Genomic DNA, 22518 nt, shown 5'->3' on the forward strand with positions numbered 1-22518 from the left:
TCAGCTGGGCGGGCCGTCGTCGCGGTTGCGCCGGATCATGAGGAACTTCTCCAGTTCCGCCGCGATCTCGTCGGCGCTCGGGAGCTCGCCGTCCTCGTCGGTGAGCGGGGACCGCAGCGCGCTGCCCTCCATGTAGGCGTCGTAGCGCGCCTCGAGGGTCCCGACGAGCCGCGCGAGCTCCGGGTTCTCTTGCACCTGCTCATCGATGCGGGCGGTGAAGTCGCGGTTCTGCTCGCGCAGCCGGTCGGTGGGAAAGATCAGACCCGTCGCCGCACTGGTGCTCTCCAACGCCGAGAGCGCGGCCGAGGGGTACTCCGTGTCGGCCAGGTAGTGCGGGATGAGCAGCACGAAGCCCGCGGTCGACAGGCTGCCGCCCTGCAACCGGTACTCAAGCAGGTGCAGGGCGTTCGCCGGCACCTGCGTCTGCGGTCGCCACACCGACATCGTCTCGACGAGGTCGGACCGGCTTCCACTCACCGTGACCCCGATGGGGCGCGTGTGCGGCACCGGCATGGGGATGGAGTTCACCCAGCTGATGGAGGAAACGCGGAAACGCTCCACCAGTTCCATCACGGCGGCCGTGAACTGCTCCCACCGGAAGTCCGGCTCGAAGCCGACCAGGAACAGGAACTGCTGGCCCACCTCGTCGCTGGCCAGGTGCAGTTCGAGCGTCGACGCCTGGTAGCTGCCCAGGTGGTCCTGGTCGAAGTAGACGACGGGGCGCCGGGCCCGGAAGTCCAGCAGGACATCGGCGTCGAAGGTCGCGATCAGCGTGTGGTCGAGGGAGTCGAGGAGGTACTCGTTGAACTGGGAGACCGCCCCACCGGCATCGGCGAAACCGGTGAGTCCCGCGACGAGGTGCAGGCCCTCGGGGACGCGCGCGGCATCCGAGGTCAGCTCGTACAGGTCAGCGGGATTTCGCATAGTCCAACTCTAGGCTCCAGGCCCCGCCCGACCGCCAGCCCGGGTCAAGCCGATAGCGAACACCCGCATCGACGTCCCGTTAGCATCGAGGCATGACTTCTCCAGAGCTGTCCCTGTCCTCCGAGCCGCCCGTCGAGACCACCACCGACGTCGTCGTCGTCGCCGCCATCGCAACGGATGAGGGTCCCCGGCTGTTCGCGGACGCCGCGTTCGAACCGCTCGCCGCACGCCTGGCCGGCCTGGGTGTCACGGGCGGGCGCGACGAGGTCGTCCGCATTCCCGCGGTCGTCGGCTCGGCAGGGAGCATCGCCATCACCGGTCTCGGCTCAGAGCCCACGACCGACGCGCTCCGGCTCGCCGCCGGCAGCGCGGTGCGGCAGCTGACCGGCGTGGATTCGGTGGCCTTCGCCCTCCCCCTCACCACTGCCGGTGAAGTCGAGGCCGTGCTGGAGGGCGCCGCACTCGGCGCATACAGCTACACGGCATACCGTTCGAAGAGCCTGAAGGGCGCGCGTTTCCCCGCCGGTCACATCACCGTGCACACCCACCTCGACGCCGCGGCGGAGCTGGATCGCGCGCGCGTCGTCGCCGACGCCGTGAAGCTCGTGAAGGATCTCGTCAACATGCCCCCGCGTGACCTGTTCCCGGCGTCCCTCGCGGACCACGCCGTTGCGGCGTCGGAGGGGCTCCCCGTCGACGTGCAGGTGTGGGACGAGGAACAGCTGGCCGCCGACGGTTTCGGCGGCATCCTCGGGGTGGGCCAGGGCTCGACCCGGCCGCCGCGACTCGTGAAGGTCAGCTACAGCCCCGACAACGCGGGCAAGCACCTCGCCCTCGTCGGAAAGGGCATCACGTTCGACTCCGGCGGACTCTCGCTGAAGCCTGCGGCCTCGATGGTGGGCATGAAGTCGGACATGACCGGCGCCGCCACCGTGCTCGCGGTGACACTGGCGGCCGCGCGCCTGGCCCTGCCGGTGCGCCTCACCGCGTGGCTGTGCATCGCCGAGAACCTCCCGTCGGGCTCGGCGATCCGCCCCGAGGACGTGCTGACGATCCGCGGCGGTCGCACGGTCGAGGTGCTCAACACCGACGCCGAGGGACGCCTGGTGCTGGCCGACGGCCTGGTCGCGGCCGGCGAGGAGCAGCCCGACGCGATCATCGACGTGGCCACCCTCACCGGTGCAGCGACCGTGGCGCTCGGCACGCGCTACTTCGCGGTGATGGGCGACCAGACGGTGACCGACCAGGTCGTGGCCGCCAGCGCCGAGACCGGCGAACTGGCCTGGCCGATGCCCTTGCCGGGTGAGCTGCGGGCCAGCCTGGCCTCCGAGGTCGCCGACATCGCCAACGCCAAGATCGGTAACCGCGCCGCCGGCATGCTGCTCGCCGGCGTCTTCCTGAAGGAGTTCATCGGGTCGACCGGCGACAGCGGAACGATCCCGTGGGGCCATCTCGACATCGCGGGCTCGGCGCTCAATGAGGGGGGCGCCTGGGGCTTCACCAAGGCCGGGCCCACCGGGGTCTCCGTGCGCACGCTGGTTCGGCTGGCCGAGCTGTTTTCGCGCGCGTAGTACAGTCGGTACGGCAGGAAAAACTTGCCGGTTGAACGCCTGCCCGGGCAAGAGCTGCGGGCAGACCGTGCCACACGTCGTGACGCACACAAGGGAGTAGCTGGGTGTCGGAGCAGAATTTTGACATTGTCGTTCTCGGTGGAGGAAGCGGTGGATACGCGGCAGCACTGCGCGCAGTCCAGCTCGGGTTCTCCGTCGGACTGATCGAGAAGGGAAAGCTCGGCGGCACCTGCCTTCACCGCGGCTGCATCCCGACCAAGGCGTTGCTGCACTCGGCGGAGATCGCCGACGTCAGCCGGGAGTCGTCCAAGTACGGTGTGACGACGACCCTGGACGGCATCGACATCGCGGGCGTCACCAAGTACCGCGAGGGGATCGTCGCCAGCAAGTTCAAGGGCCTGCAGGGGCTCATCAAGGCGCGCGGCATCACCGTCATCGAGGGCGAGGGCCGCCTCACCTCCCCGACGACCGTGCAGGTCGGCGACGACACCATCACCGGCAAGAACGTCATCCTCGCCACCGGCTCCTACTCCCGTTCGCTCCCCGGCCTCGAGATCGGCGGCCGCGTCATCACGAGCGAGGACGCCCTGGCGCTCGACTTCGTGCCGAAGAAGGTCGCGATCCTCGGCGGCGGCGTCATCGGCGTCGAGTTCGCGAGCGTCTGGAAGTCGTTCGGCGCCGACGTGACCATCATCGAAGCGCTCCCCCACCTCGTCCCGAACGAGGAGGAGTCCATCTCCAAGCAGCTCGAGCGCGCGTTCCGCAAGCGCGGCATCGAGTACTCGCTGGGCGTTCGTTTCCAGAGCGTCACCCAGAACGACTCCGGCGTCGTCGTCACCCTGGAGGACGGCAAGACCATCGAGGCGGAGCTGCTGCTCGTCGCCGTTGGCCGTGGCCCCGCCACGCAGGGCCTGGGTTTCGAGGAGGTCGGGGTCGAGATGGACCGCGGCTTCGTGCTCACGAACGAGCGCCTCGCCACGAACGTCCCGGGCGTCTTCGCCGTCGGCGACATCGTCCCGGGCCTGCAGCTGGCCCACCGTGGTTTCCAGCAGGGCATCTTCGTGGCCGAGGAACTCGCCGGGTTGAACCCGATCGTCGTGGAAGACGTCAACATCCCGAAGGTCACCTACTGCGACCCCGAGGTCGCCTCGGTCGGGTACACGGAGGCGAAGGCCGCCGAGAAGTTCGGCGCCGACAAGGTGTCGAGCTATGAGTACAGCCTGAGCGGCAACGGCAAGAGCGCCATCATCGGCACCACCGGCTCGATCAAGGTCGTGCGCGTCAACGACGGCCCCGTCGTCGGCGTGCACATGATCGGCGGCCGTGTGGGCGAGCTCATCGGCGAAGGCCAGCTCATCGTCAACTGGGAGGCGTACCCCGAGGACATCACCCCGTTCATCCACGCGCACCCCACGCAGAACGAGGCCCTCGGCGAGGCGTTCCTGGCGCTGGCCGGCAAGCCGCTGCACGCCATGTAGTCGCGGGCGGCCGGGCCGGCCGTCGGTAAGGTACTACTGAGACATCTTTTGAAGGAGAAGAGCATGAGCGAATCCGTCAGCCTCCCGGCACTCGGTGAGAGTGTCACCGAGGGTACGGTCACCCGCTGGCTGAAGAACGTCGGTGACCGGGTCGAGGTTGACGAGCCCCTGCTCGAAGTGTCGACCGACAAGGTGGACACCGAAATCCCATCGCCGGTCTCGGGAGTGATCGAGGCGATCCTGGTGCAGGAGGACGAGACCGTCGACGTGGGAACCGTGCTGGTGACCATCGGCGACGGCTCCGGCGCAGCAGCGCCGGAGGCGCCCGCCCAGGAGGAACCGGCCGAGCAGGTGCCGGCCCAGGACGAACCGGCCGAGCAGGCGCCGGCCCCCGAGGCGGCGGCCCCCGCCGCACCCGCCGAGCCGGCACCGCAGGAGAAGCCGGCCGAGGAGACGCCGTCGGCGCCCGCCGAGTCGCCGGCGAAGGCCGCAGCCGACGCCGGCCCGTCCTACGCGGCACCGGCCCCGTCGGAGGAAGCCCCGAAGGCGGCTGCACCGGCGGCCTCCTCACAGCCGACTCCCCCGGCCGCCCCCGAGGCCGCGGCGGGAACCAGCGGGTACGTCACGCCGATCGTTCGCAAGCTGGCCAACGAAGCGGGCGTCGACCTCTCCACGGTCACCGGAACCGGCGTCGGCGGCCGCATCCGCAAGCAGGACATCGAGGCGGCCAAGGGCCGGCCCGGCGCCGCGTCGGCCGCCCCGACCGTCGCCGTGTCGCCGCTCCGCGGCACGAGCCAGCCGATGTCCCGCCTGCGCAAGGTTGTCGCCGAGAGCGCAGCCACGTCGATGCAGACCTCAGCGCAGTCGACGACGGTCATCGAGGTCGACGTGACGCGGGTGGCCCAGCTTCGCGACGCCGTGCAGCAGAAGTTCCAAGCGAGCACCGGGACGAAGCTGTCATTCCTGCCGTTCTTCGCCCTCGCGGCCGCCGAGGCCCTCCAGGCGTACCCCATCATCAACGCCACGATCGAGGGCGACGCGATCGTCTACCCCGCCCACGAGAACATCAGCATCGCGGTCGACACCGAGCGCGGGCTGCTCACCCCCGTGGTGCGGGACGCGTCCGCGCTCGACCTCGCCGGCCTCGCGAAGCACATCGCGGACCTCGCCGACCGGACCCGGCAGAACAAGCTCACGCCCGACGAGTTGACCGGGGGCACGTTCACGGTCACGAACACTGGCTCCCGGGGTGCCCTCTTCGACACGCCGGTGGTCTTCCTGCCGCAGAGTGCCGTCCTCGGCACCGGCATCGTCTGCAAGAAGCCCGTCGTCGTCACCCACGACGACGTCGACGCCATCGCGATCCGCTCCACGGTGTACCTGGCGTTGTCGTACGACCAGCGCATCATCGACGGCGCGGACGCCGCCCGGTTCCTCACCGCCGTCAAGGAGCGCCTTGAGAGCGGGGCGTTCGAAGGCAACCTCGGTATCTGACCCCTCGCGCGTCAGTCGAACACCTGCCGCAGCCGCCAACCGGCCTCGCCCTTCACCAGGAGGAGCGAGGCCGGTTCGCTGTCACCTCCCTTCGATGCGGTGCGCTGCAACGCCACGATCGCGAGGTCACCGCTGTGTTCCCGCAGCTCGCCGACATCCCCGGCGGTGAATGACGCGTCAGGTTGCGATGACCCGGTGTCGATCGCGTGCGTGTCGGCCTCGAGGATCGCCGACCCCGCCTGGTCGAAGGCGTCCAGGCAGGTCACGGACGCGGCCGCCAGGCACCCGATTCGCCCGGCCAGGAGCGCCCGGGCCGCCCGCACCGGGTCGTCGCCGGCGATCGCGCCGGTCGATGCGGGCGCGTCCGCTTCCCCCGACGAGACCACGCGCTGCGGGCCCGGCTCCGACGGAACCGGGGCGGCCTCGTCGGATCGCCCGGATGGCACCTGCGCCGCCGGGGCAGGCGGCGATGGCGGCATGAGCGTCAGCGCGAGCACCGTCGCTGCTGTGGCCACACACGCCAGCACGATGAGGGGCCCCCGCCTGGCCGCCGCCAGCACACGCACCCGGTCGGCGGCCAGCCGGAGAGGACTCCGCTCGAGCGCGGAACCCAGCCGCAGCACGAGGGACGACCGCCCGGCCGCTGCACCTGCGACGGTGGCGGGCGCGCCCATGGGCGGTCCGCCCGGTCGCTGGGGTGCGGAGCCGGCGGCCACCGCGTCGACGCGTGCGGGAACCGGAGGGGCCGGCGTCGCCGATTCGGTGAGGCTCACGGCCGCTGCCGGCGACCAGGCGAAGAGCCGGCGTTCCAGCTCGTCGAGACTCGGCTGGAACGGCACCGCCGTCGCGGTCATCTCGAACCACGCGACCAGCGCTTCCGCGCGCCGCGCCGCGGCATCCGTTTGGTGCAGCGTGTCGAAGACGCCGCGCATGAGCAGCGCAAGCCGTGCATAGTCGGCCCGGATCAGGTCGAACCGGCTGGCCCCGTCGCCCGGCTCAGCGGCGTCCTGGCCGTGCCGGCCACCGAATCCCGGGAGGCGGCGCAGCCCTCCCAGCCCGGTGACGTACGGACGCCCGTCGGCCTGGAAGCGCACGGTCGCCCGGCTGAGGGTGGTGTGCGCGAAGCCGAGCGCGTGCAGGGACGCCAGGGCGACGACGACGGGCGCGAGCACCGTCACCGCCTCCCCCGGCGCGATGCGTGTGCGGCCCTCGAGCACGGCCGGGAGCGCCGGACCCGTGAGCCGTTCGACCACGAGGACCACGACCCCGCCGGGCTGCGTGGCGAGGTCGACCAGCCGCGCGAAGCTTCCCGGCGCCGCCCGGGTGAGGACCGAGACCTGATCGCCGATGAGATCCTGGTCGGTGGAGGGGTGGAAGACCTTGACGATCACGGCGGCCCCGCCGTTCGCATCCGCTTCGTCAGCGTGGCCGAGGTAGAGCTCCGAGTGCGATCCGGCACCAAGCCGTCGGATGATCCGGTAGCCCGCGATGCGCTCCTGCCCTGGGATTTCCATGCACGCATCGTGCCTCGGGGACGGCCTCCGCGCGGCGCCGGTTCCGGTCGTGGTGGACGGCACCGTCACCGTCGGGTGCTGGGGAGGACGTCACGGAAGCACGGGCCGACTCGGTAGTCTTATGGCATGGCACGAAGCAAGGACCAGAGCCCGCGCACCCCGAAACAACCCGGCCGTCTCAAGCAGATGTGGCAGGTGTTCCAGATGACCCGGCGGTACGACTCGAAGGTCGTGCCGTTCCTGCTCCTGGCCTTTTTCGTTCCCGTGATCCTCGGGGTCGTCATCGCGCTGCTCTTCTCGTCCAACGGTTTCACGGTCGCGCTCTGGATCATCGCCGGCGTCCTTGCCGGGATCCTCGCCGTGTTGCTCGTTCTCGGCCGGCGTGCCGAGAAGGCGGCCTACTCGCAGATCGAGGGACAGCCCGGCGCCGTCGGCGCGGTGCTCAACAGCTCGCTGAAGCGCGGCTGGATCGGCAGCGAACGTCCGGTCGCCGTCAACGGCAAGACCCAGGACGCCGTCTACCGTGCCGTCGGCCGCGGGGGCGTCGTGCTGATCAGCGAGGGCCCGAAGACCCGCACGGCTCGCATGGTCGACGAGGAACGGCGGAAGGTCGCGCGCATCGGCGGCAACGTGCCGGTGACCGTGCTCGCCGTCGGCCCCGACCCCGACGCCGTTCCCCTGCACAAGCTCGCCCGGCGACTCACGCGCATCAAGCCCGCGCTGACCAAGCAGGAAGTCGTGGCCGTGAACAACCGGCTGGGTTCCATGGGAACGAAATTGCCGATCCCCAAGGGCGTCGACCCGATGCGCGCCCGCCCCCAGCGCGGCAAGTAGGGCGTCAGGCGCGAATCAGCACCGTTCCCGCGAGCTTGTCGTGGAACCCGCGCTGGTCCGAGTCCCACACGGCTGCGGGGATCACGAGCGCGAGCAGGAGCGAGCGCACGACGGGACGCCAGAGCCCGACCCAGCCGCCGCGCATGGGCACGACACGGAGACCCAGGAGGCGGTGGCCGAGGCTGCCGCCGAGCGTGGGGATGAAGACGACCTGAAGCACCACGAACATGACGCTGATCGAGAAGCCCGTCGTGTTCGTCAGGAGGGACGCAGCCGCGTAGGCGAGCGCCCAGTCGACGACAAGGGCGAGGATGCGGCGTCCGGGCCGGCCGATCGAGCCGGGACCGCTGTACGGGAGCCCGAGCCGCTCCCCCGGCCAAACGCTCGGCGCACGCGCGGGGACAGGCTGGACGGCGGGGCTGGACACACGCCCAGTCTACGGTCCGGGCCGTGGCGTAACATGTTCGAAACATCTGCGTCACCCTCGGGTAATCCGGTGCGACTAGCGTCGCCTGTGGCCGCATGGGCGACCGTCCTGATTCACACCGTTTGGAGTTAATCCCGCATGTTCAGCGATCCGTCAGAAGTGCTCGCGTATATCAAAGACACGGACGTCAAGTTCCTCGACATCCGTTTCACCGACCTGCCCGGTGTTCAGCAGCACTTCAACATCCCGGCGTCCACCGTTGACGAGGAGTTCTTCACGGTCGGCCAGCTGTTCGACGGCTCCTCGATCCGAGGGTTCGCGTCGATCCACGAGTCGGACATGCAGCTCATCCCCGATGTGACGACGGCGTACATCGACCCGTTCCGTGCCGAGCGCACGCTCATCATGGTCTTCGACATCTACAACCCCCGCAACGGCGAGATCTACTCGAAGGACCCGCGCCAGGTCGCGAAGAAGGCCGAGAAGTTCCTCTCCTCCACCGGCATCGCCGACACCGCGTTCTTCGCGCCGGAGGCGGAGTTCTACATCTTCGACGACGTGCGGTACGAGATCAACCAGCACTCCAGCTTCTACTCCGTCGACTCCAGCGAGGGCGCCTGGAACTCCGGCCGCGTCGAAGAGGGCGGCAACCTCGGCAACAAGACGCCGTTCAAGGGCGGCTACTTCCCCGTCAGCCCGGTCGACCAGCACGCCGACCTGCGCGACGACATCTGCCTCAAGCTCATCGACGCGGGCCTCATCCTCGAGCGCAGCCACCACGAGGTGGGCACCGGCGGCCAGGGCGAGATCAACTACCGCTTCGACACGATGGTCGCCGCGGCCGACGACATCCTCAAGTTCAAGTACATCGTCAAGAACACGGCCAACGAATGGGGCAAGACGGCGACGTTCATGCCGAAGCCGCTCTTCGGCGACAACGGCTCGGGCATGCACACCCACCAGTCGCTATGGGCAGACGGCAAGCCGCTGTTCTATGACGAGGCCGGCTACGGCGGCCTCTCCGACGTGGCCCGCTGGTACATCGGCGGTCTGCTGAAGCACGCGCCGTCGGTGCTCGCGTTCACGAACCCGAGCGTCAACTCCTTCCGCCGCCTGGTGCCGGGCTTCGAAGCGCCGGTCAACCTGGTCTACTCGGCCGGCAACCGTTCCGCGTGCATCCGCATCCCCATCACGGGCACCAACCCGAAGGCCAAGCGCATCGAGTTCCGCGTGCCGGACGGCGCGAGCAACCCGTACCTCGCCTTCGCCGCGCAGCTCATGGCCGGCCTCGACGGCATCAAGAACCGCATCGAGCCGCACGAGCCGGTCGACAAGGACCTCTACGAGCTTCCCCCGGAGGAGGCCAAGAGCATCCCGCAGTTGCCTGCGTCGCTCGACGCCGCTCTCGACGCGCTGGAGGCGGACCACGACTTCCTGCTCGCCGGCAACGTGTTCACCCCGGAGCTCATCGAGACCTGGATCGCGTACAAGCGCGAGGTGGAGATCAAGCCGCTGCAGCAGCGTCCGCACCCGTTCGAGTACGAGCTGTACTTCGGCGTCTGATTCCGAGGGGTCTTGGGGACCGCACTCCCGGTTTCCGAGGCCAGCAATTTACTGAGCCCCAGGCGGCAGGTGCCGTCTGGGGCTCAGTCTATCTCTGGTCGTTTACGGACGGCTACGGGGAATAGACGGACAGGTTCTCGGACGGTGCGGATGACCGCTTCCGCTCACGCGCAACGACGGCGAGAGGAGCCTGACCCGCTTTTCAGGACACCAACTTTGAGGCGATGATCGTCTCGGAAGGAGTCCGTGAGATGCCTGCTGCCCACCCGCCGGAGTTCCGGCGTCGAGCCCTGGATCTTCTCGCCCAGGGAAACCCTGTGGAGATCGAGATCCTCAAGCGCGCGAGCGCGTATTTCGCCAGAGAGAACGTGCTCCGAAAATAGGGTTCCGGCTGGTCCGGGAGCTCGCCGCGGACGGGATCCCCGTCGCGGTGGCCTGCCGGTCCCTGAACGTCTCGAAGTCTGACTATTACGAATGGGCCGGACGGGCGCTCTCGGTGCGTGCGGTCGCGGATGCTGAGCTGACGACCACGATTCGTCGGATCCACGCCGACTCACGCCAGACCTATGGTGCCCCGCGGGTGCTCGCCGAGCTGCGGCTCGGACTTGGCATTCGAGTCGGCCGGAAACGCGTCGCCCGGTTGATGCGGCTGGGCGGGCTGGTGGGCGTTTCGCACCGTCGGAAGCGGCGCGGCTGGAAGCCAGACACTGCCACCCATGAGGACCTCGTGAAGCGGCAGTTCCGCGCTGATGCCCCGAACCGGCTCTGGTTCTGCGACATCACACAGCATCGCGCGAACGACGGGTGGGTCTACTGCGCCGCCGTGATCGACGCGTACTCGCGGCGGATCGTTGGGTGGTCGATCTCCGACCGGATAACCGCGGAGATCGTCGTCGATGCGCTCGAGATGGCCCGCTGGCGACGACGACCCGAACCGGGAACCGTGGTCCACGCGGACCGAGGAGCGCAATACACCAGCTGGCTCTTCGGGCACCGGCTCCGCCAAGCGGGGCTCCTCGGATCGATGGGCCGAGTCGCGTCATCCGTCGACAACGCGCTCATCGAAAGCTTCTGGTCAACGATGCAACGCGAGCTCCTCGACCGGTCGACCTGGACCTCGAAAACGCAACTGGCATCGGCGATGTTCGAGTGGATCGAAGCGTTCTACACCCCCCCCCCGCCGGCACACCGCGCTCGGCAACCTCAGCCCCGTGGAGTTCGAACGACTTCACAACCCCGCCGCAACCCCGGCATGATCAACAAAGAGAAACCGTCCGGGAAACCGGGTCAGGCTCCATGACACCACACCACGGGACTTGACCCTCAACCAGCAGCGGTGGACGACCCGACAGGAGCTGCGACTCGCGATTATCGTGTGGATCGAGCGGAAGTCCCACCGGCAACGTGCGCAGGACCCCCCCAAAGTGCGCGCCGAAAACGCAGATCAGCGGCTGGTTTCAGTGAGCGTTCGCGGCTCGCTCGTCAGATCGTCTTCTTGGGGAAGCCCCTTGACATGTGGTTCGTGGGAGCGTTCGCTGTCTCGCGGAGGGCCAGCGTTGTCGAGGCCCTGTCAAAGAAGCATCGAGTAACACATCGGATCGGAGTGGACATGAAGGCAGTGGTGTACGAAGGACCCCGTCAGGTCAGCACGAAGGACGTCCCGGACGCGAAGATCGAGCGCCCTACCGATGTCCTGGTCAGGGTGACGACGACGAACATCTGCGGCTCGGATCTGCACATGTACGAGGGGCGGACGTCCTTCGAGGTGGGCCGGACGTTCGGTCACGAGAACATGGGGGAGGTCATCGAGGTCGGTAGTGGTGTGGAGAAGGTCAGGGTCGGAGACCGGGTTGTGCTCCCGTTCAACATCTCGTGCGGATTCTGTAAGAACTGCGAACGCGGCCTGACCAACTACTGCCTCACCACCCAGCCCGAACCATCATTCGCCGGTGCGGCCTACGGGTTCGCCGACATGGGTCCCTACGGCGGTGGCCAAGCGGAACTGCTCCGTGTGCCTTTCGGTGACCACAACGCGCTGCGCTTGGGCGAGGATGCGGAGGAGAAGGAGAACGATTACGTCATGCTCTCCGACATCTTCCCCACCGGTTACCACGCCACCGAGATGGCCGGCGTGGTCCCGGGCGACAGCGTTGTCATCGCCGGGGCGGGTCCGGTCGGGCTGATGGCCGCCCTGTCCGCGATGATCAAGGGCGCCGCGAAGGTGATGGTGGTCGATCGTCACCCTGACCGGCTCGCGTTGGCCGAGCAGATCGGCGCGATCGCCATCGATGACTCCAAGGTCGATCCCGTGCAAGCCGTGCTCGACGAGACGATGGGGCTGGGAGCTGACCGGGGCTGCGAATGCGTGGGTTACCAGGCCCACGATCCTCAAGGCAACGAGGACATCGCCGCTACTATGAACATGCTTATCAACGCGGTGCGTTTCACCGGAGGAATCGGCACCGTCGGCGTGTTCGTCCCCCAGGACCCCGGAGCCAAGGACGACCTCGCCAAGCAGGGAAAGGCGGCCATCGACTTCGGAACGCATTGGTTCAAGGGTCAGACCATGGGGAGCGGTCAGGCCCCGGTCAAGCGGTACAACCGCCAGCTGCGGGACTTGATCGCCGCCGGCAAGGCGACCCCTTCTTGGATCGTCTCCCACGAGATCTCGCTGGACCAGGCTGCCGATGCCTATAAGAACTTCGACGCCCGGTCCAAGGGTTGGACCAAGGTTCTCATCAAGCCCGGGATGTCGACCGAGAAGAAGGAGAACTGATATGGCCGAGACGCTGCAGGGCAAGAGAGTCGCCATCCTCGCCGCCGACGGGGTCGAGCGAGTCGAGCTCGAGAAGCCCCGCGAGGCGCTGGAGCAGGCTGGTGCACAGACCGAGGTTCTGTCGATCCATGACGGTGAGATTCAGGCCCGTGAGAACGATCTGGATGCAGCAGGCACGTTCACCGTCGACGGGTTGGTCGCGGACGCCTCTGTCGCCCACTATGACGCCCTGCTTCTCCCGGGCGGCACGGTGAACCCCGACCAACTCCGGGTTGATCCCGACGCGGTCTCCTTCGTCCGCGAGTTCGTCGAAAGCGGCAAACCCGTTGCGGCGATCTGTCACGGGCCGTGGACGCTGATCGAGGCGGGTGTGGTCGAAGGTCGCACCTTGACGTCCTTCCCGAGCATCCGCACCGACCTGCGCAACGCCGGTGCGGACGTCGTCGACCAGGACGTCGTGGTGGACGGGAATCTGATCACCAGCCGCTCGCCCGATGACCTGCCTGCGTTCTGCGATACGATCGCGGTGAAATTTGCGAGCAATTCGACCCAGGAAGAGGTGACGTCATGAGCGTGACGAAGGGACTGCTTGTCAGGCTGGAGGCCCTGCCCGGCAAGGAAGACGAGGTCCAGGAATTCCTCGGCATCGGGCGAGGACTCGTCGAGGAGGAACCGGCCACCATCGCGTGGTTCGCGATCCGTCTCGGCCCGTCCTCCTTCGGGATCTTCGACGTGTTCCCCGATGACGCCGGCCGCGACGCGCACCTGTCAGGCGCGGTTGCGACCGCTCTCGGCGAGCAGACCGGCAAACTGTTCAGCGAGCCGACGATCGAGAAGCTGGACGTCGTAGGCTCCAAACTCCCCGCCTGACACCACAGACCGGGAGTACTGGCCCAGAAAGGAGGGGTCGCTGCGCGCGGTGACTTCGGGCTTACACAACCCGCTCACGTCGTGGCAGCGGCCCCTTCTCTTGCGGCCTATCGCTAATCACCATCAGATCGGGGAACCGCGATGACAGGAACTGGCGACGGCGTCGCCACGACGCATGCACCCGAGGTAGCAGTGATCGGGGGCGGGATCGTCGGTCTGTCGACGGCGTACGCGCTGCGGGAGCAGGGCGTGCCGGTGCGCTTATATGAGGCTGGTCTGCCCGGGACGGGTCAGTCCGCAGGCGAGTCGCGGATCTTCCGGCATGCCCACGACGACCCGCGACTCGTCGCTTTCGTGCGCGAAAGCCGTGGGGTATGGGATGAGTGGGCCGAACACTTCGACGTCGAGCTGGTCTCATCAGACGGTGTCCTGGCGATCGGAGACAGCGCCCTGGCGCGGCTGCGGGTGCTCGACCAGGTCGGCGGCGTGGAAGCGCACGAGATCGACGCGGCCGAGGTCGCCCAGCGGATGCCGCTGCTCGCTGGGTATTCGGGGCCAGCGGTGCTCGACGAGTCGGGCGGAGCGATCCGCACCCGCGCCGCAATCACGGCACTCACGGGTACCTTGGCAGATGCGGTCACCACCGGTGAGGTCATCTCCATCGATCCCCGCGCCGACGGGACGGTCGAGGTGCGCAGCGTCACCGACCGGGCTGTCTACTCCAAGGTGGTCGTGTGCGCCGGCCGCGAAACCGCCCGCCTGGCACGCAGCGTCGGCCTGTCGCTGCCGGTTCGCCTTGCCGCACACGTCAGGCTGACCTTCGACGTGAAAGCTGCCGCCCCGGCACGAGTCGCGTGCCTGCAGGACAGCAGCGGCGTCTTCGGCGAAGTCGGCGTTTACGCGACGCCGCTACCGGGCAACAGCAACTACTCGGTCGGACTCAGCGACACCGTCGGCGTCCGCGACGACGGAACTTTCATCGACCCGGCGGCGATTCGATCGCTGGACGAACGCGCACGCGAATACGTGACACGGGCGCTGCCCGGTCTCCACCCAGAGCCGCGCGACTTCCTTCACTGCTGGGTGACCGACCTCCCGTGGAGTGAGGACGGCGTGGCCGTGTGGGAGGCAGGCTCTGTCCTTTTTGTGGCCGGTCACAATTTGTTCAAGCAGGCACCTGCGCTGGGTCGCGCTCTTGCCCGGGCTGCGACCGGCGGCGGTCTCCGCGCCGAGCTCACGCCCGAAGCGCGCCTCGGCGAGGCCCAGAGCTAGGGCATGTCTCCCAATCGCGGGGGGGGTGACCCGCGATTCGTTCTTCTGCAGCAGGCTGAAGAACGATTCCATCGCCGCGTTGTCGCCCCATGACGCGACTCTGCCCATCTAGCCGACGAGATCATCCAAGGTCTCCTCGAGGATCGTGAGATCGTTCCCTCGAAACCGACTGGGATGGGGCGAGGGCTCCACTACCGCCTGCCAGAAACCTCGGCCGGATGACGGTGGGGACGCAGCGGTCGGCGACCTCGTCCATCTTCTGCTGGAGGCGCACACTCTCGCCGACAAGAGCAAATTCTCAGGTGTCGGCCGGGCTCCTGGCCGAGCCGCGCACGGCACCGTGCACGGTGACCCGGCGACGGGGCGCCGGCCGACGAAGGGTCGGCGCCCCGCCTCCTGTCAGGCGAGATGAATGCCGTCGGCGGCGCCGATCATGAGGTCGATCGGGTACTGCGTGATCGGGCGCAGCTGCCGATAGTTGTCGAGCCAGATCGGCGTCTCGTCGTCGAAGTGGTCGAGGAACCCAATCAGATCAGTCTTGGTGAACGGGTCGTGCCCCGCGGGCAGCGCGCTGCGCAGGGGCCATGAGTGTTCGGCCATGACGGCCTCCTTCCGGTACAACGCTCGCATGGTGGCGGCGTTGGCAGCGGAAGAGGTTCACGCGACGACTCTGTCGGGCAGCGCACTCCTGCCAGAGGCGTCGACCAGGACGCGCAAGCCGCTCGTCGAGTGGTTCGGCACGCTGCTCGATCGTGTGCGGGCGGATGCGTCAGGTCGCGGCGCGCAGGACGTGACGGCCGCGCTGGCGCGCACCAGGAGCGCCGCGGCTGCGCCGACTCGCATGGCTAGCACCCGCGCTACGGGCGAGTGCGGTGCACCGCTGCCTGTCGCCTGAGGTATGCCGAGAATCGTCCAGTCGTTGGTTGCACGACAGCGAATCGAACGCTTGACGTGTTGGTGCTGCCGGGGAGTTTGTGAAGTACAGCGGACCGGATCCCGGTACGTTGCCGGTTGAGGGCCCAGCACGCGGGGCCTTCGTTCTCTGCGGCAACCAGATCCGCGGCCTGGATGCCTGGCACTGGCCCCTCGAAGGCGAGTCGAGAGTTCCACAGCCTCCGCCACTTGTCGGAGATCTGCGAGTCTGGCAGCGTGACGATTGCGCTCGGGCCCTGGCCATGGCGGACCGGACGGCGTGGCGGATCTGCCGTGACAACGCTTGGTGGTCTGTGTTCGGGAAGTGTCGTCGCGGGAAGGGCAAGCGTCCTGGCCCGCCCGTCCACGATGATCTCGTGCGTCGGGAGTTCACCGCCGTCGCCCCGAATCGGCTCTGGCTCAGCGACATCACGGAGCACAAGACCGGTGAAGGCAAGCTCTACCTCTGCGCGATCAAGGACGTGTTCTCGGGCCGGATCGTGGGGTACTCGATCAGCGACCGAATGAAGGCGCGTCTGGCCCTCGACGCGGTCAACAGTGCCGCCGCCCGGCTTGGGAACGTTGCCGGCTGCGTGGTCCACACCGACAGAGGATCCCAGTTGCGCGCGAGGAAGATGGTCCGGACCCTGCACGCGGCAGGCCCCCTCGACACAGCCCCGTGCTGGTAGTCACGTAGCGCTAGCTCTGTCGGGGTGAGGAGCAACTGCTGCCGATAATGCATGTCGCGAATCTCACTGAGGAAGAACTCGACGTCGTCTCGCTCCGCGAATCCTGCGAGCTGCGAACGGTTCCGCAGCCGTATGTCAACAAGAGCCGTCGCGCCGCTGTCGGGGAGCAGACCGAAGAACTCGCGCGCCTTCTTCTTCGTGAACCCGATGGTGAACAGCCGCATCATCGTGCCTCCCACGGTCGATGAACCTGCTTACCACGAGCCCCGCTTGGTACAGTTCCGAAATGGATCACCTTTCCTCAGTGTCTACCCACGTCCAGCCCGATGTCCGGGTGCGTGGTGCCCGCGAACACAACCTCAAGGACGTCGATCTCACGGTTCCGCGTGACGCGATGGTTGTGTTCACGGGCGTGTCCGGATCCGGGAAGTCCTCCTTAGCTTTCGGCACGTTGTACGCGGAGTCGCAGCGGCGCTACTTGGAATCAGTTGCCCCGTACGCGCGGCGACTGATCGACCAGGCGGGTGTCCCCGACGTCGACTCCATCACCGGGATGCCGCCCGCAGTCGCCTTGCAGCAGCAGCGCGGAGGGCGCAGCGCGCGCTCCTCTGTAGGCAGCATCACCACGCTGTCGAGTGTGGTTCGGATGCTCTATTCGCGAGCCGGTGAATACCCAGATGGTCAGCCGATGCTCTACGCCGAGGACTTCTCCGCGAACACCGTGCAGGGCGCGTGCCCCGAGTGCCACGGCATCGGCAAAGTGTACGCGGTGACCGAGGAGCGGATGGTGCCCGATCCCTCACTCACCATCCGGGAGCGCGCCATCGCATCGTGGCCGACCGCCTGGCACGGCCACCAGTTGCGGGACGTGCTCGTCGCGCTCGGCTACGACGTCGACGTACCGTGGAAGGATCTGCCGAAGAAGGATCGGGACTGGATCCTCTATACCGACGAGACCCCCTTCGTTCCCGTCCACTCTCGACTCACGCTCGCTGAGGCGCGCCGGGCAATCCGAGCAGGAATCGAACCGAGCTACTCGGGCACCTTCGTCGGCGCGCGGCGGTACGTGCTCGACACTTTCGCGAACACGAAGAGCGCGTCTATGAAGCGCCGCGTAGCCCAGTTCATGAGCGCGGCGGTCTGCCCGGTGTGCCATGGGAAGCGGCTCAAACCCGAAGCACTGACGGTGACGTTCGAAGGACTCGATATCGCGGACTTTTCAGCCTTGCCACTGCGTGAATTGGCTGCGCTCCTCGAGTCCGTCGTCGCCGAGTCTGACCGCGAGGGCGAGACCTCCGGCGCCGTGGTAGACGTCGCGACTGGACGTGAAGCCGTCGAGCAGCGCGTTGCTGCTGGCGGCTCCGCGCACTCCGCTGCGCCGGATGTCCGTCGCACACCGAATCAGTCTGTCGAGAAGCGCGCCGCGGCAGCCCGCCTGGGCGCAGAATTGCTGGACCGCCTGCGCCCCATCATCGATCTCGGACTCGGTTACCTCTCGCTAGGTCGCACTACGCCGACACTGTCCGGAGGGGAGCTACAACGACTTCGACTCGCCACGCAGCTCACGTCGGAACTGTTCGGTGTTGTCTACGTCCTCGACGAACCGTCAGCCGGTCTCCATCCGCACGACGTCACCGCGCTGCTGGGTATCCTCGACGGGCTGAAGCAGCGCGGCAACAGCCTCTTCGTCGTGGAGCATTCCGTCGACGTCATGCGGCACGCCGACTGGCTGGTCGACATCGGCCCCGGAGCCGGAGAACGCGGCGGGCGCGTGATCTACAGCGGACCCACGGACGGGCTCGCGGAGGTCGACGAGTCGGTGACGCGCGGATACGTCTTCGGGGGCAGCGGCCTTCCACCGCACCAGCCCCGCGCCGCCCACGACTGGTTGCAGCTGGAGCACGTCACCCGCAACAACCTGCGGGACGTATCTGTGGCGCTACCGCTCGGAACGCTCACGGCTGTCACTGGCGTGTCAGGGTCGGGGAAGTCCAGCCTTGTCAGTCAAGTCCTGCCCGCCCTCATCGGCGCCAGGCAAGGAGACGCCCCTCGCGTCGAGGAGGAAAGCGCTGAGGCCGACGCCCTGCTCCTCACTGACGAGTCCGACGAACTCGGAGGGTCGGTCGAGGGCGATCTCACGACCGTCCGGCGTGTGGTGAGCATCGACCAGAAACCCATCGGCCGCACGCCCCGCTCCAACGTCGCGACCTACACAGGACTCTTCGATCATGTGCGGCGCCGGTTCGCCGAGACGCCGGAAGCTCGGACACGCGGATACAAGCCCGGTCGGTTCTCCTTCAATGTCGCAGGCGGCCGTTGCCCGACCTGTGAGGGTGAAGGCTCCGTGATGGTCGAGCTGCTCTTCCTGCCCTCGGTCTACACCGTGTGTCCCGACTGCCATGGCACCCGCTATCAATCGAGCACCCTTGAGATCACCTGGCGAGGGCGCAACATCGCGGAAATCCTCGCGATGAGCGTCGAAGAGGCTCACGAGTTCTTCGCCGGCGAGTACGACGTGATGCGCTCCCTCACCTCGCTGGTCGATGTCGGGCTCGGTTATCTGCGCTTGGGACAGCCGGCCACAGAGCTCTCCGGTGGGGAGGCGCAGCGTGTAAAGCTGGCCACCGAACTGCAACGAGCGCAGCGCGGCGACACTCTGTACGTGCTCGATGAGCCGACCTCCGGATTGCACTGTGCCGACGCAGACCGTCTAGTCACTCACCTTCAGACTCTCGTCGATGCGGGCAACACGGTCGTGATGGTGGAACTCGACATGCGAGTGGTCGGCGCAGCCGACTACGTCATCGATCTCGGGCCGGGAGCCGGTGACAACGGCGGCACAGTGGTCGCGTCCGGAACGCCAGAAGAGGTCGCCGCGTCGAGAAACAGCGCTTCAGCACCGTATCTCGCCGCCGCCCTCGCCGAGGCCGCGACGGTGACGTCAGGGGCATAACCGGCGCTTCGCCGTTGAATGTGGGTATCGGGTGACGGACCGGTAGCCGGGGCTGCTCGGGAGATGGGTCGAGATCCCCGAGGATCAGAGGACTTCTACCTCATCTGATCGAGAGGACCTCGACGATGACCGAGCCTACGACCTGCTGCCGTGCCGATGGCAACTACTGCGACCGCTGCGACCTGCTGGTCGGCCTAGACGGGCTGCGGGTGATCGCGGTCGAGCGCCGCGGCCGCAATGCGCTGACCGTGACGGTCGAGTCCCCGCCTGGACCAGTCGGCTGCCCCGGCTGCGGCGTCCTCGCCATCGGTCACGGCCGCGCACCGGTGCCGCTGGTGAATGCACCCGCGATGGGCCGGCCGGTCCGGCTGCTCTGGCGCAAGCGCCGACGGCGCTGCAACATCCAAACTCCCTGATCAGGGAGTGAAGTTTCGGTGCTTTACCGGGAGTTTTGGTGGACCTGAGGGGACTCGAACCCCTGACCCCCTGATGCCGGTTCAATCTCGTGCTGCGCTAAAGGAGCGGCTGGCGCTTCATTGCCGAGGTCGGCGCGCGCCCGTGTCGAGGAAGCCGCGCCCTCCGCGACGAGCTCCGTCAGCGGTCATGTCCCACATCGCGCCGACGCTCGTCGCGGCGCAGCTCTATGCGTCCACGAACAAGCTCCCTGTAGACGCTCAGATCGCCGAGACGCCCAGGCACTCCATCTGCCGCCGCAACCTCCATCGGGTTCGAGCGGATCACGCCCTCGCCGACCGCAAAGTCGAGAAGCAACTGGATCGCGTCCCGCGAGGAGGCGGCGGCCTCCTCTGATGCGGCCCGCTGAGCAGCCAAGTGATGTTCGATCCGGTCCGCGGTGATCTCGCCGATCGTCAAATCGCCGAACGCCGGCGTGAGCTGCGTTCGAACCAGCCGTTCACACCGCGCGTATGTAGCCTCGCTCACATCGGAGAGCCACGCGAGGTCGCCGAGCCACATGTAGGCGAGTTCGTCTAAGGGGTCGTCGGGAGTGAGATAACGCCAGGCATCGAGCTCCGACAGCCGGAGTCGCTCCGCGATTCGGAGTTCCAGCCGTGCGCGGGCGTCCGTCGCGTTGTCTGCGGTGGCTGTGACTCGGTGGAGTTCTCCATCCCACAGCCGTAGTCGCGCGATGGCGCATGTGCGCCCAGTGCCGACGGAGCGGGTGGTGATCGTGCCGTGTGTGCCGAATTCGAGCGGCGGTCGCCCTGTTCGCATGTTGCACCTTCCCTGCCTGTCAGGATCCGAGAACTTCGTCGAGGATGTCGATCGTGATCGGGTCGACTTCGACGGCGCCGACGACGTAGCTCGCGCGCGTGATCTGCTCGTTCGCGTGGCCGAGCAGCCGCGAAGCGAGTCTGATTCCGGCGGGCCGCTCGACGAATGTCGTCGTCGTGCGTCGATACAGGTGTGTCGTGAAGTCGTCCACATCGACACCCCGGGTGGTGAGAGCCGCAGCGTTGTCGTCGACGAACGTGCGCAGCAGCGGCTCGTAGTTGCTCACAATCATGCGTTGTCAGTTCTCCCTCTTCGCGGCCTTTCATGCGTCAATGCCCGCGAACACCTCATCGAGCGCGTCGGCCGCGATTTCGACAATGAGGTCGGGGCGCTTCGCGTAGTGGCCTTCGGTGATCGCCGCGTCACTGTGCCCGAGCAGATCGCGTGCGACCTCGACGCCGGCCGTGTTCGATACCGCTGCGGCGACGGCCTTGCGGAGGCTGCGGAAGGTGAGGTGCTCGGCGTCGACCCCGATAGCCAAGAGTTCCGGCTTGAACTCGCGGCGGAACATCCGTAGCAGCTCGCCGACTGCGCTGGGGTCGCGCGGACGGCCGCGCTCGGTGATGAACAGCACGTCGTCGGGATTCCGTTCGGGATTGGGAACGTGGCTGGCGACGAGCTCGCTCAGCACCTTGGCGGCGAACTTCGGAACGCGATCCCAACGCTTCTGCCGCTCCGCCTTGGGCGAGTCCTGGCGGAACAGGCCGCGGGACTTCGTGCGAACCATCGTCCCCCCGACCCAGACGAGCGCCTCCATCGTGAGGCTTCCATCCGGCTGCTCCACCGCCTCGAACCGCACGTCCTGGAACCGGATCGCAATCGGCTCCGCTGTTCTCTCGGAAGTGCCGAGCGTGATGAGGATGTAGTCGGCGAGCAGCTTGTAGTTGGGCCGGCGGCCCACCGGATACCGCGCCCGGTGTCGCTCCGGCCACACGTCGCGGATGAGGTGGAGGATGTACTTGACCTGCACCGCGTCAAGTTCGAAGTACACCGTGTTCGGCTCATCCGCTCGCCGGGTCGCACGGATGGGGTTCGCCACGACGACCGCTCCGTACCGTGTCTGCTGGATCGACCCGGCAGCCGAGAAATGTCCCTGCTGGATCGCCCAATCGAACATGAGCGACATCACGTTACGAACCTTGTTCGCGGTCGTCACCGACTTCTCCCGTGCGATGTCCATGAGCAGCCCGTCGGCGCGATCAGCGGTGATGTCGGCGATACGGATGGCTCCGGCGCGCGGGGTGACATGCGCTCGGACCACCGATGCGTAGCCATCGACGGTCTGCTCGCGGCGTTGGCGCAGCACTCGCGGGTCGTCGTCGTGATACGCCGTCTTCAGCCACGCCGTCGCCAACTCCGCGACGGTCATGAGTTGCGTGCGTCGTGCCAGGACTCGACCGACGGCAACATCGGCCGCTTCCTGCAATGCGGCCAGCGCCTCGGCTTCGGTCGCTCCGCTGCCGCTCGGACGACGCTCGCGCCCGTTGCCGTCGTGGACGCGTCCTCGTGCGACGACCAGACCGCTCCCTTCAACGGTGTAGGTCACCTTGCCGAGTTCGCCGAGCGCGCGCTTCGGCCGCGCCATCAGTCGGCCGCCCTATCCATCGGAGCCACGATCCGCCCTGCGATGAACGCCTCGATATCCTCATCGCGGTAGCGGACGTTGTGCGCCGAGAGTGCGACGAACGGCAATCCGAGACCTCGGCTGCGCGCGCGCTCCGTCCGCCAGTCAGCGAGCGTCCTGATGGGGATGCCCGTATAGTCGGCAAGCTTCTGGGCAGTCCAGAGGCGGGGGCGGTCGGCGCTCATATCAAACAGGTAGGCGGCACCTCCCGTGGACCCCCAGGAAGACCCGTAGGACGGCCAAGAATCGGCAAGACGGACAGGTTCTCGGACAGCCGCAGCAGCGACCCACCCCATGCTCAGCATCGCACTTCCCTGAGTTTGC

General features: G+C 67.5%; 21 protein-coding genes and 2 pseudogenes. 14 read left to right on the forward strand and 9 right to left on the reverse strand.

Features of this window, described 5'->3' with window-relative positions; translation table 11 throughout:
• Window positions 1–924, reverse strand: coding sequence for a proteasome assembly chaperone family protein (locus tag EEJ31_RS08055; protein ID WP_123045797.1), 924 nt, complete (start codon window positions 922–924; stop codon window positions 1–3).
• A 92-nt stretch (window positions 925–1016) separates the two neighbouring features.
• Between EEJ31_RS08055 and EEJ31_RS08060 the strand changes: the two genes are divergently transcribed.
• The 3 genes from EEJ31_RS08060 (at window position 1017) to EEJ31_RS08070 (ending at window position 5467) form a co-directional block, all read left to right on the forward strand.
• Entirely contained in the window at window positions 1017–2495 is a 1479-nt protein-coding gene (locus EEJ31_RS08060; RefSeq protein WP_123045798.1) for a leucyl aminopeptidase, read from the forward strand.
• Between the two features lie 104 nt (window positions 2496–2599).
• Window positions 2600–3973, forward strand: coding sequence for a dihydrolipoyl dehydrogenase (gene lpdA, locus EEJ31_RS08065; protein ID WP_123045799.1), 1374 nt, complete (start codon window positions 2600–2602; stop codon window positions 3971–3973).
• A 63-nt stretch (window positions 3974–4036) separates the two neighbouring features.
• A complete protein-coding gene (locus tag EEJ31_RS08070; protein ID WP_123045800.1) occupies window positions 4037–5467 on the forward strand; it encodes a 2-oxo acid dehydrogenase subunit E2 in 1431 nt (476 codons plus the stop codon).
• 11 nt (window positions 5468–5478) lie between these two features.
• Here EEJ31_RS08070 and EEJ31_RS08075 read toward each other — a convergent pair whose 3' ends face one another.
• Window positions 5479–6981 carry a serine/threonine-protein kinase gene (locus tag EEJ31_RS08075; RefSeq protein ID WP_123045801.1) on the reverse strand — a complete coding sequence of 501 codons (1503 nt, stop codon included), beginning with the start codon at window positions 6979–6981 and terminating at the stop codon, window positions 5479–5481.
• 126 nt (window positions 6982–7107) lie between these two features.
• On the opposite strand from EEJ31_RS08075, the gene EEJ31_RS08080 reads away from it, so the two are divergent.
• On the forward strand, window positions 7108–7815 hold the full coding sequence (locus EEJ31_RS08080) for a DUF4191 domain-containing protein (protein ID WP_123045802.1): 708 nt from the start codon (window positions 7108–7110) through the stop codon (window positions 7813–7815).
• Window positions 7816–7819: 4 nt separating this feature from the next.
• Here the strand turns inward: EEJ31_RS08080 and EEJ31_RS08085 are convergent, their stop codons facing one another.
• Window positions 7820–8242 (reverse strand): RDD family protein, encoded by a 423-nt coding sequence (locus EEJ31_RS08085; RefSeq protein ID WP_123045803.1) that lies wholly within the window; start codon window positions 8240–8242, stop codon window positions 7820–7822.
• A gap of 138 nt (window positions 8243–8380) precedes the next feature.
• Here EEJ31_RS08085 and glnA point away from each other — a divergent pair, with 138 nt between their 5' ends.
• The 6 genes and pseudogenes from glnA (at window position 8381) to EEJ31_RS08115 (ending at window position 14723) form a co-directional block, all read left to right on the forward strand.
• Complete coding sequence (gene glnA / locus EEJ31_RS08090) at window positions 8381–9805, forward strand: type I glutamate--ammonia ligase (protein WP_123045804.1); 1425 nt, start codon at window positions 8381–8383, stop codon at window positions 9803–9805.
• A gap of 361 nt (window positions 9806–10166) precedes the next feature.
• Window positions 10167–11105, forward strand: a pseudogene (locus EEJ31_RS08095) (IS3 family transposase); the annotation flags it as partial.
• Window positions 11106–11318: 213 nt separating this feature from the next.
• The gene (locus EEJ31_RS08100; RefSeq protein ID WP_233563799.1) at window positions 11319–12581 is read left to right on the forward strand and encodes a glutathione-independent formaldehyde dehydrogenase; all 1263 of its coding nucleotides are present in this window, start codon (window positions 11319–11321) and stop codon (window positions 12579–12581) included.
• Between the two features lies 1 nt (window position 12582).
• A complete protein-coding gene (locus tag EEJ31_RS08105) occupies window positions 12583–13152 on the forward strand; it encodes a type 1 glutamine amidotransferase domain-containing protein (protein WP_123045806.1) in 570 nt (189 codons plus the stop codon).
• Window positions 13149–13451, forward strand: a complete 303-nt coding sequence (locus tag EEJ31_RS08110) for a putative quinol monooxygenase (RefSeq protein ID WP_123045807.1) — start codon at window positions 13149–13151, stop codon at window positions 13449–13451. The genes EEJ31_RS08105 and EEJ31_RS08110 overlap by 4 nt, the downstream gene beginning before the upstream one ends.
• A 192-nt stretch (window positions 13452–13643) precedes the next feature.
• The gene (locus EEJ31_RS08115; RefSeq protein WP_123045808.1) at window positions 13644–14723 is read left to right on the forward strand and encodes an NAD(P)/FAD-dependent oxidoreductase; all 1080 of its coding nucleotides are present in this window, start codon (window positions 13644–13646) and stop codon (window positions 14721–14723) included.
• A gap of 399 nt (window positions 14724–15122) precedes the next feature.
• On the opposite strand, the gene EEJ31_RS08120 is transcribed toward EEJ31_RS08115, so the two are convergent.
• Window positions 15123–15323 (reverse strand): hypothetical protein, encoded by a 201-nt coding sequence (locus EEJ31_RS08120; RefSeq protein WP_123045809.1) that lies wholly within the window; start codon window positions 15321–15323, stop codon window positions 15123–15125.
• Between EEJ31_RS08120 and EEJ31_RS08125 the strand changes: the two genes are divergently transcribed.
• Window positions 15322–15618, forward strand: coding sequence for a hypothetical protein (locus tag EEJ31_RS08125; protein ID WP_123045810.1), 297 nt, complete (start codon window positions 15322–15324; stop codon window positions 15616–15618). The two genes, EEJ31_RS08120 and EEJ31_RS08125, sit on opposite strands and share 2 nt — an antisense overlap.
• Window positions 15619–15898: 280 nt before the next feature.
• A complete protein-coding gene (locus EEJ31_RS14125) occupies window positions 15899–16324 on the forward strand; it encodes a DDE-type integrase/transposase/recombinase (RefSeq protein WP_123045811.1) in 426 nt (141 codons plus the stop codon).
• Here the strand turns inward: EEJ31_RS14125 and EEJ31_RS14130 are convergent.
• Window positions 16324–16551 (reverse strand): annotated as a pseudogene (locus tag EEJ31_RS14130) (DUF488 family protein); the annotation flags it as partial. The gene EEJ31_RS14125 and the pseudogene EEJ31_RS14130 overlap by 1 nt on opposite strands.
• Before the next feature lie 326 nt (window positions 16552–16877).
• On the opposite strand from EEJ31_RS14130, the gene EEJ31_RS08140 reads away from it, so the two are divergent.
• Both EEJ31_RS08140 and EEJ31_RS08145 read left to right on the forward strand, forming a co-directional pair.
• On the forward strand, window positions 16878–19277 hold the full coding sequence (locus tag EEJ31_RS08140) for an excinuclease ABC subunit UvrA (RefSeq protein WP_407643219.1): 2400 nt from the start codon (window positions 16878–16880) through the stop codon (window positions 19275–19277).
• A 125-nt stretch (window positions 19278–19402) separates the two neighbouring features.
• The gene (locus EEJ31_RS08145; protein ID WP_123045813.1) at window positions 19403–19693 is read left to right on the forward strand and encodes a transposase family protein; all 291 of its coding nucleotides are present in this window, start codon (window positions 19403–19405) and stop codon (window positions 19691–19693) included.
• Window positions 19694–19871: 178 nt separating this feature from the next.
• On the opposite strand, the gene EEJ31_RS08150 is transcribed toward EEJ31_RS08145, so the two are convergent.
• Genes EEJ31_RS08150 through EEJ31_RS08165 form a run of 4 tightly spaced genes read right to left on the reverse strand, consistent with a single transcriptional unit; the run spans window position 19872 to window position 22379 of the window.
• Window positions 19872–20510, reverse strand: coding sequence for a phage integrase central domain-containing protein (locus tag EEJ31_RS08150; protein ID WP_123045814.1), 639 nt, complete (start codon window positions 20508–20510; stop codon window positions 19872–19874).
• 19 nt (window positions 20511–20529) lie between these two features.
• A complete protein-coding gene (locus tag EEJ31_RS08155; protein ID WP_123045815.1) occupies window positions 20530–20802 on the reverse strand; it encodes a site-specific integrase in 273 nt (90 codons plus the stop codon).
• Between the two features lie 30 nt (window positions 20803–20832).
• Window positions 20833–22155, reverse strand: a complete 1323-nt coding sequence (locus tag EEJ31_RS08160; RefSeq protein WP_123045816.1) for a phage integrase central domain-containing protein — start codon at window positions 22153–22155, stop codon at window positions 20833–20835.
• Window positions 22155–22379, reverse strand: coding sequence for a helix-turn-helix transcriptional regulator (locus tag EEJ31_RS08165; RefSeq protein ID WP_123045860.1), 225 nt, complete (start codon window positions 22377–22379; stop codon window positions 22155–22157). Before EEJ31_RS08165 ends, EEJ31_RS08160 begins: the two co-directional genes overlap by 1 nt.
• Between the last annotated feature and the right edge of the window lie 139 nt (window positions 22380–22518).

Origin of the sequence: Cryobacterium tepidiphilum (assembly GCF_003716325.1) — a bacterium.
Classification (GTDB): Bacteria; Actinomycetota; Actinomycetes; order Actinomycetales; family Microbacteriaceae; genus Cryobacterium; species Cryobacterium tepidiphilum.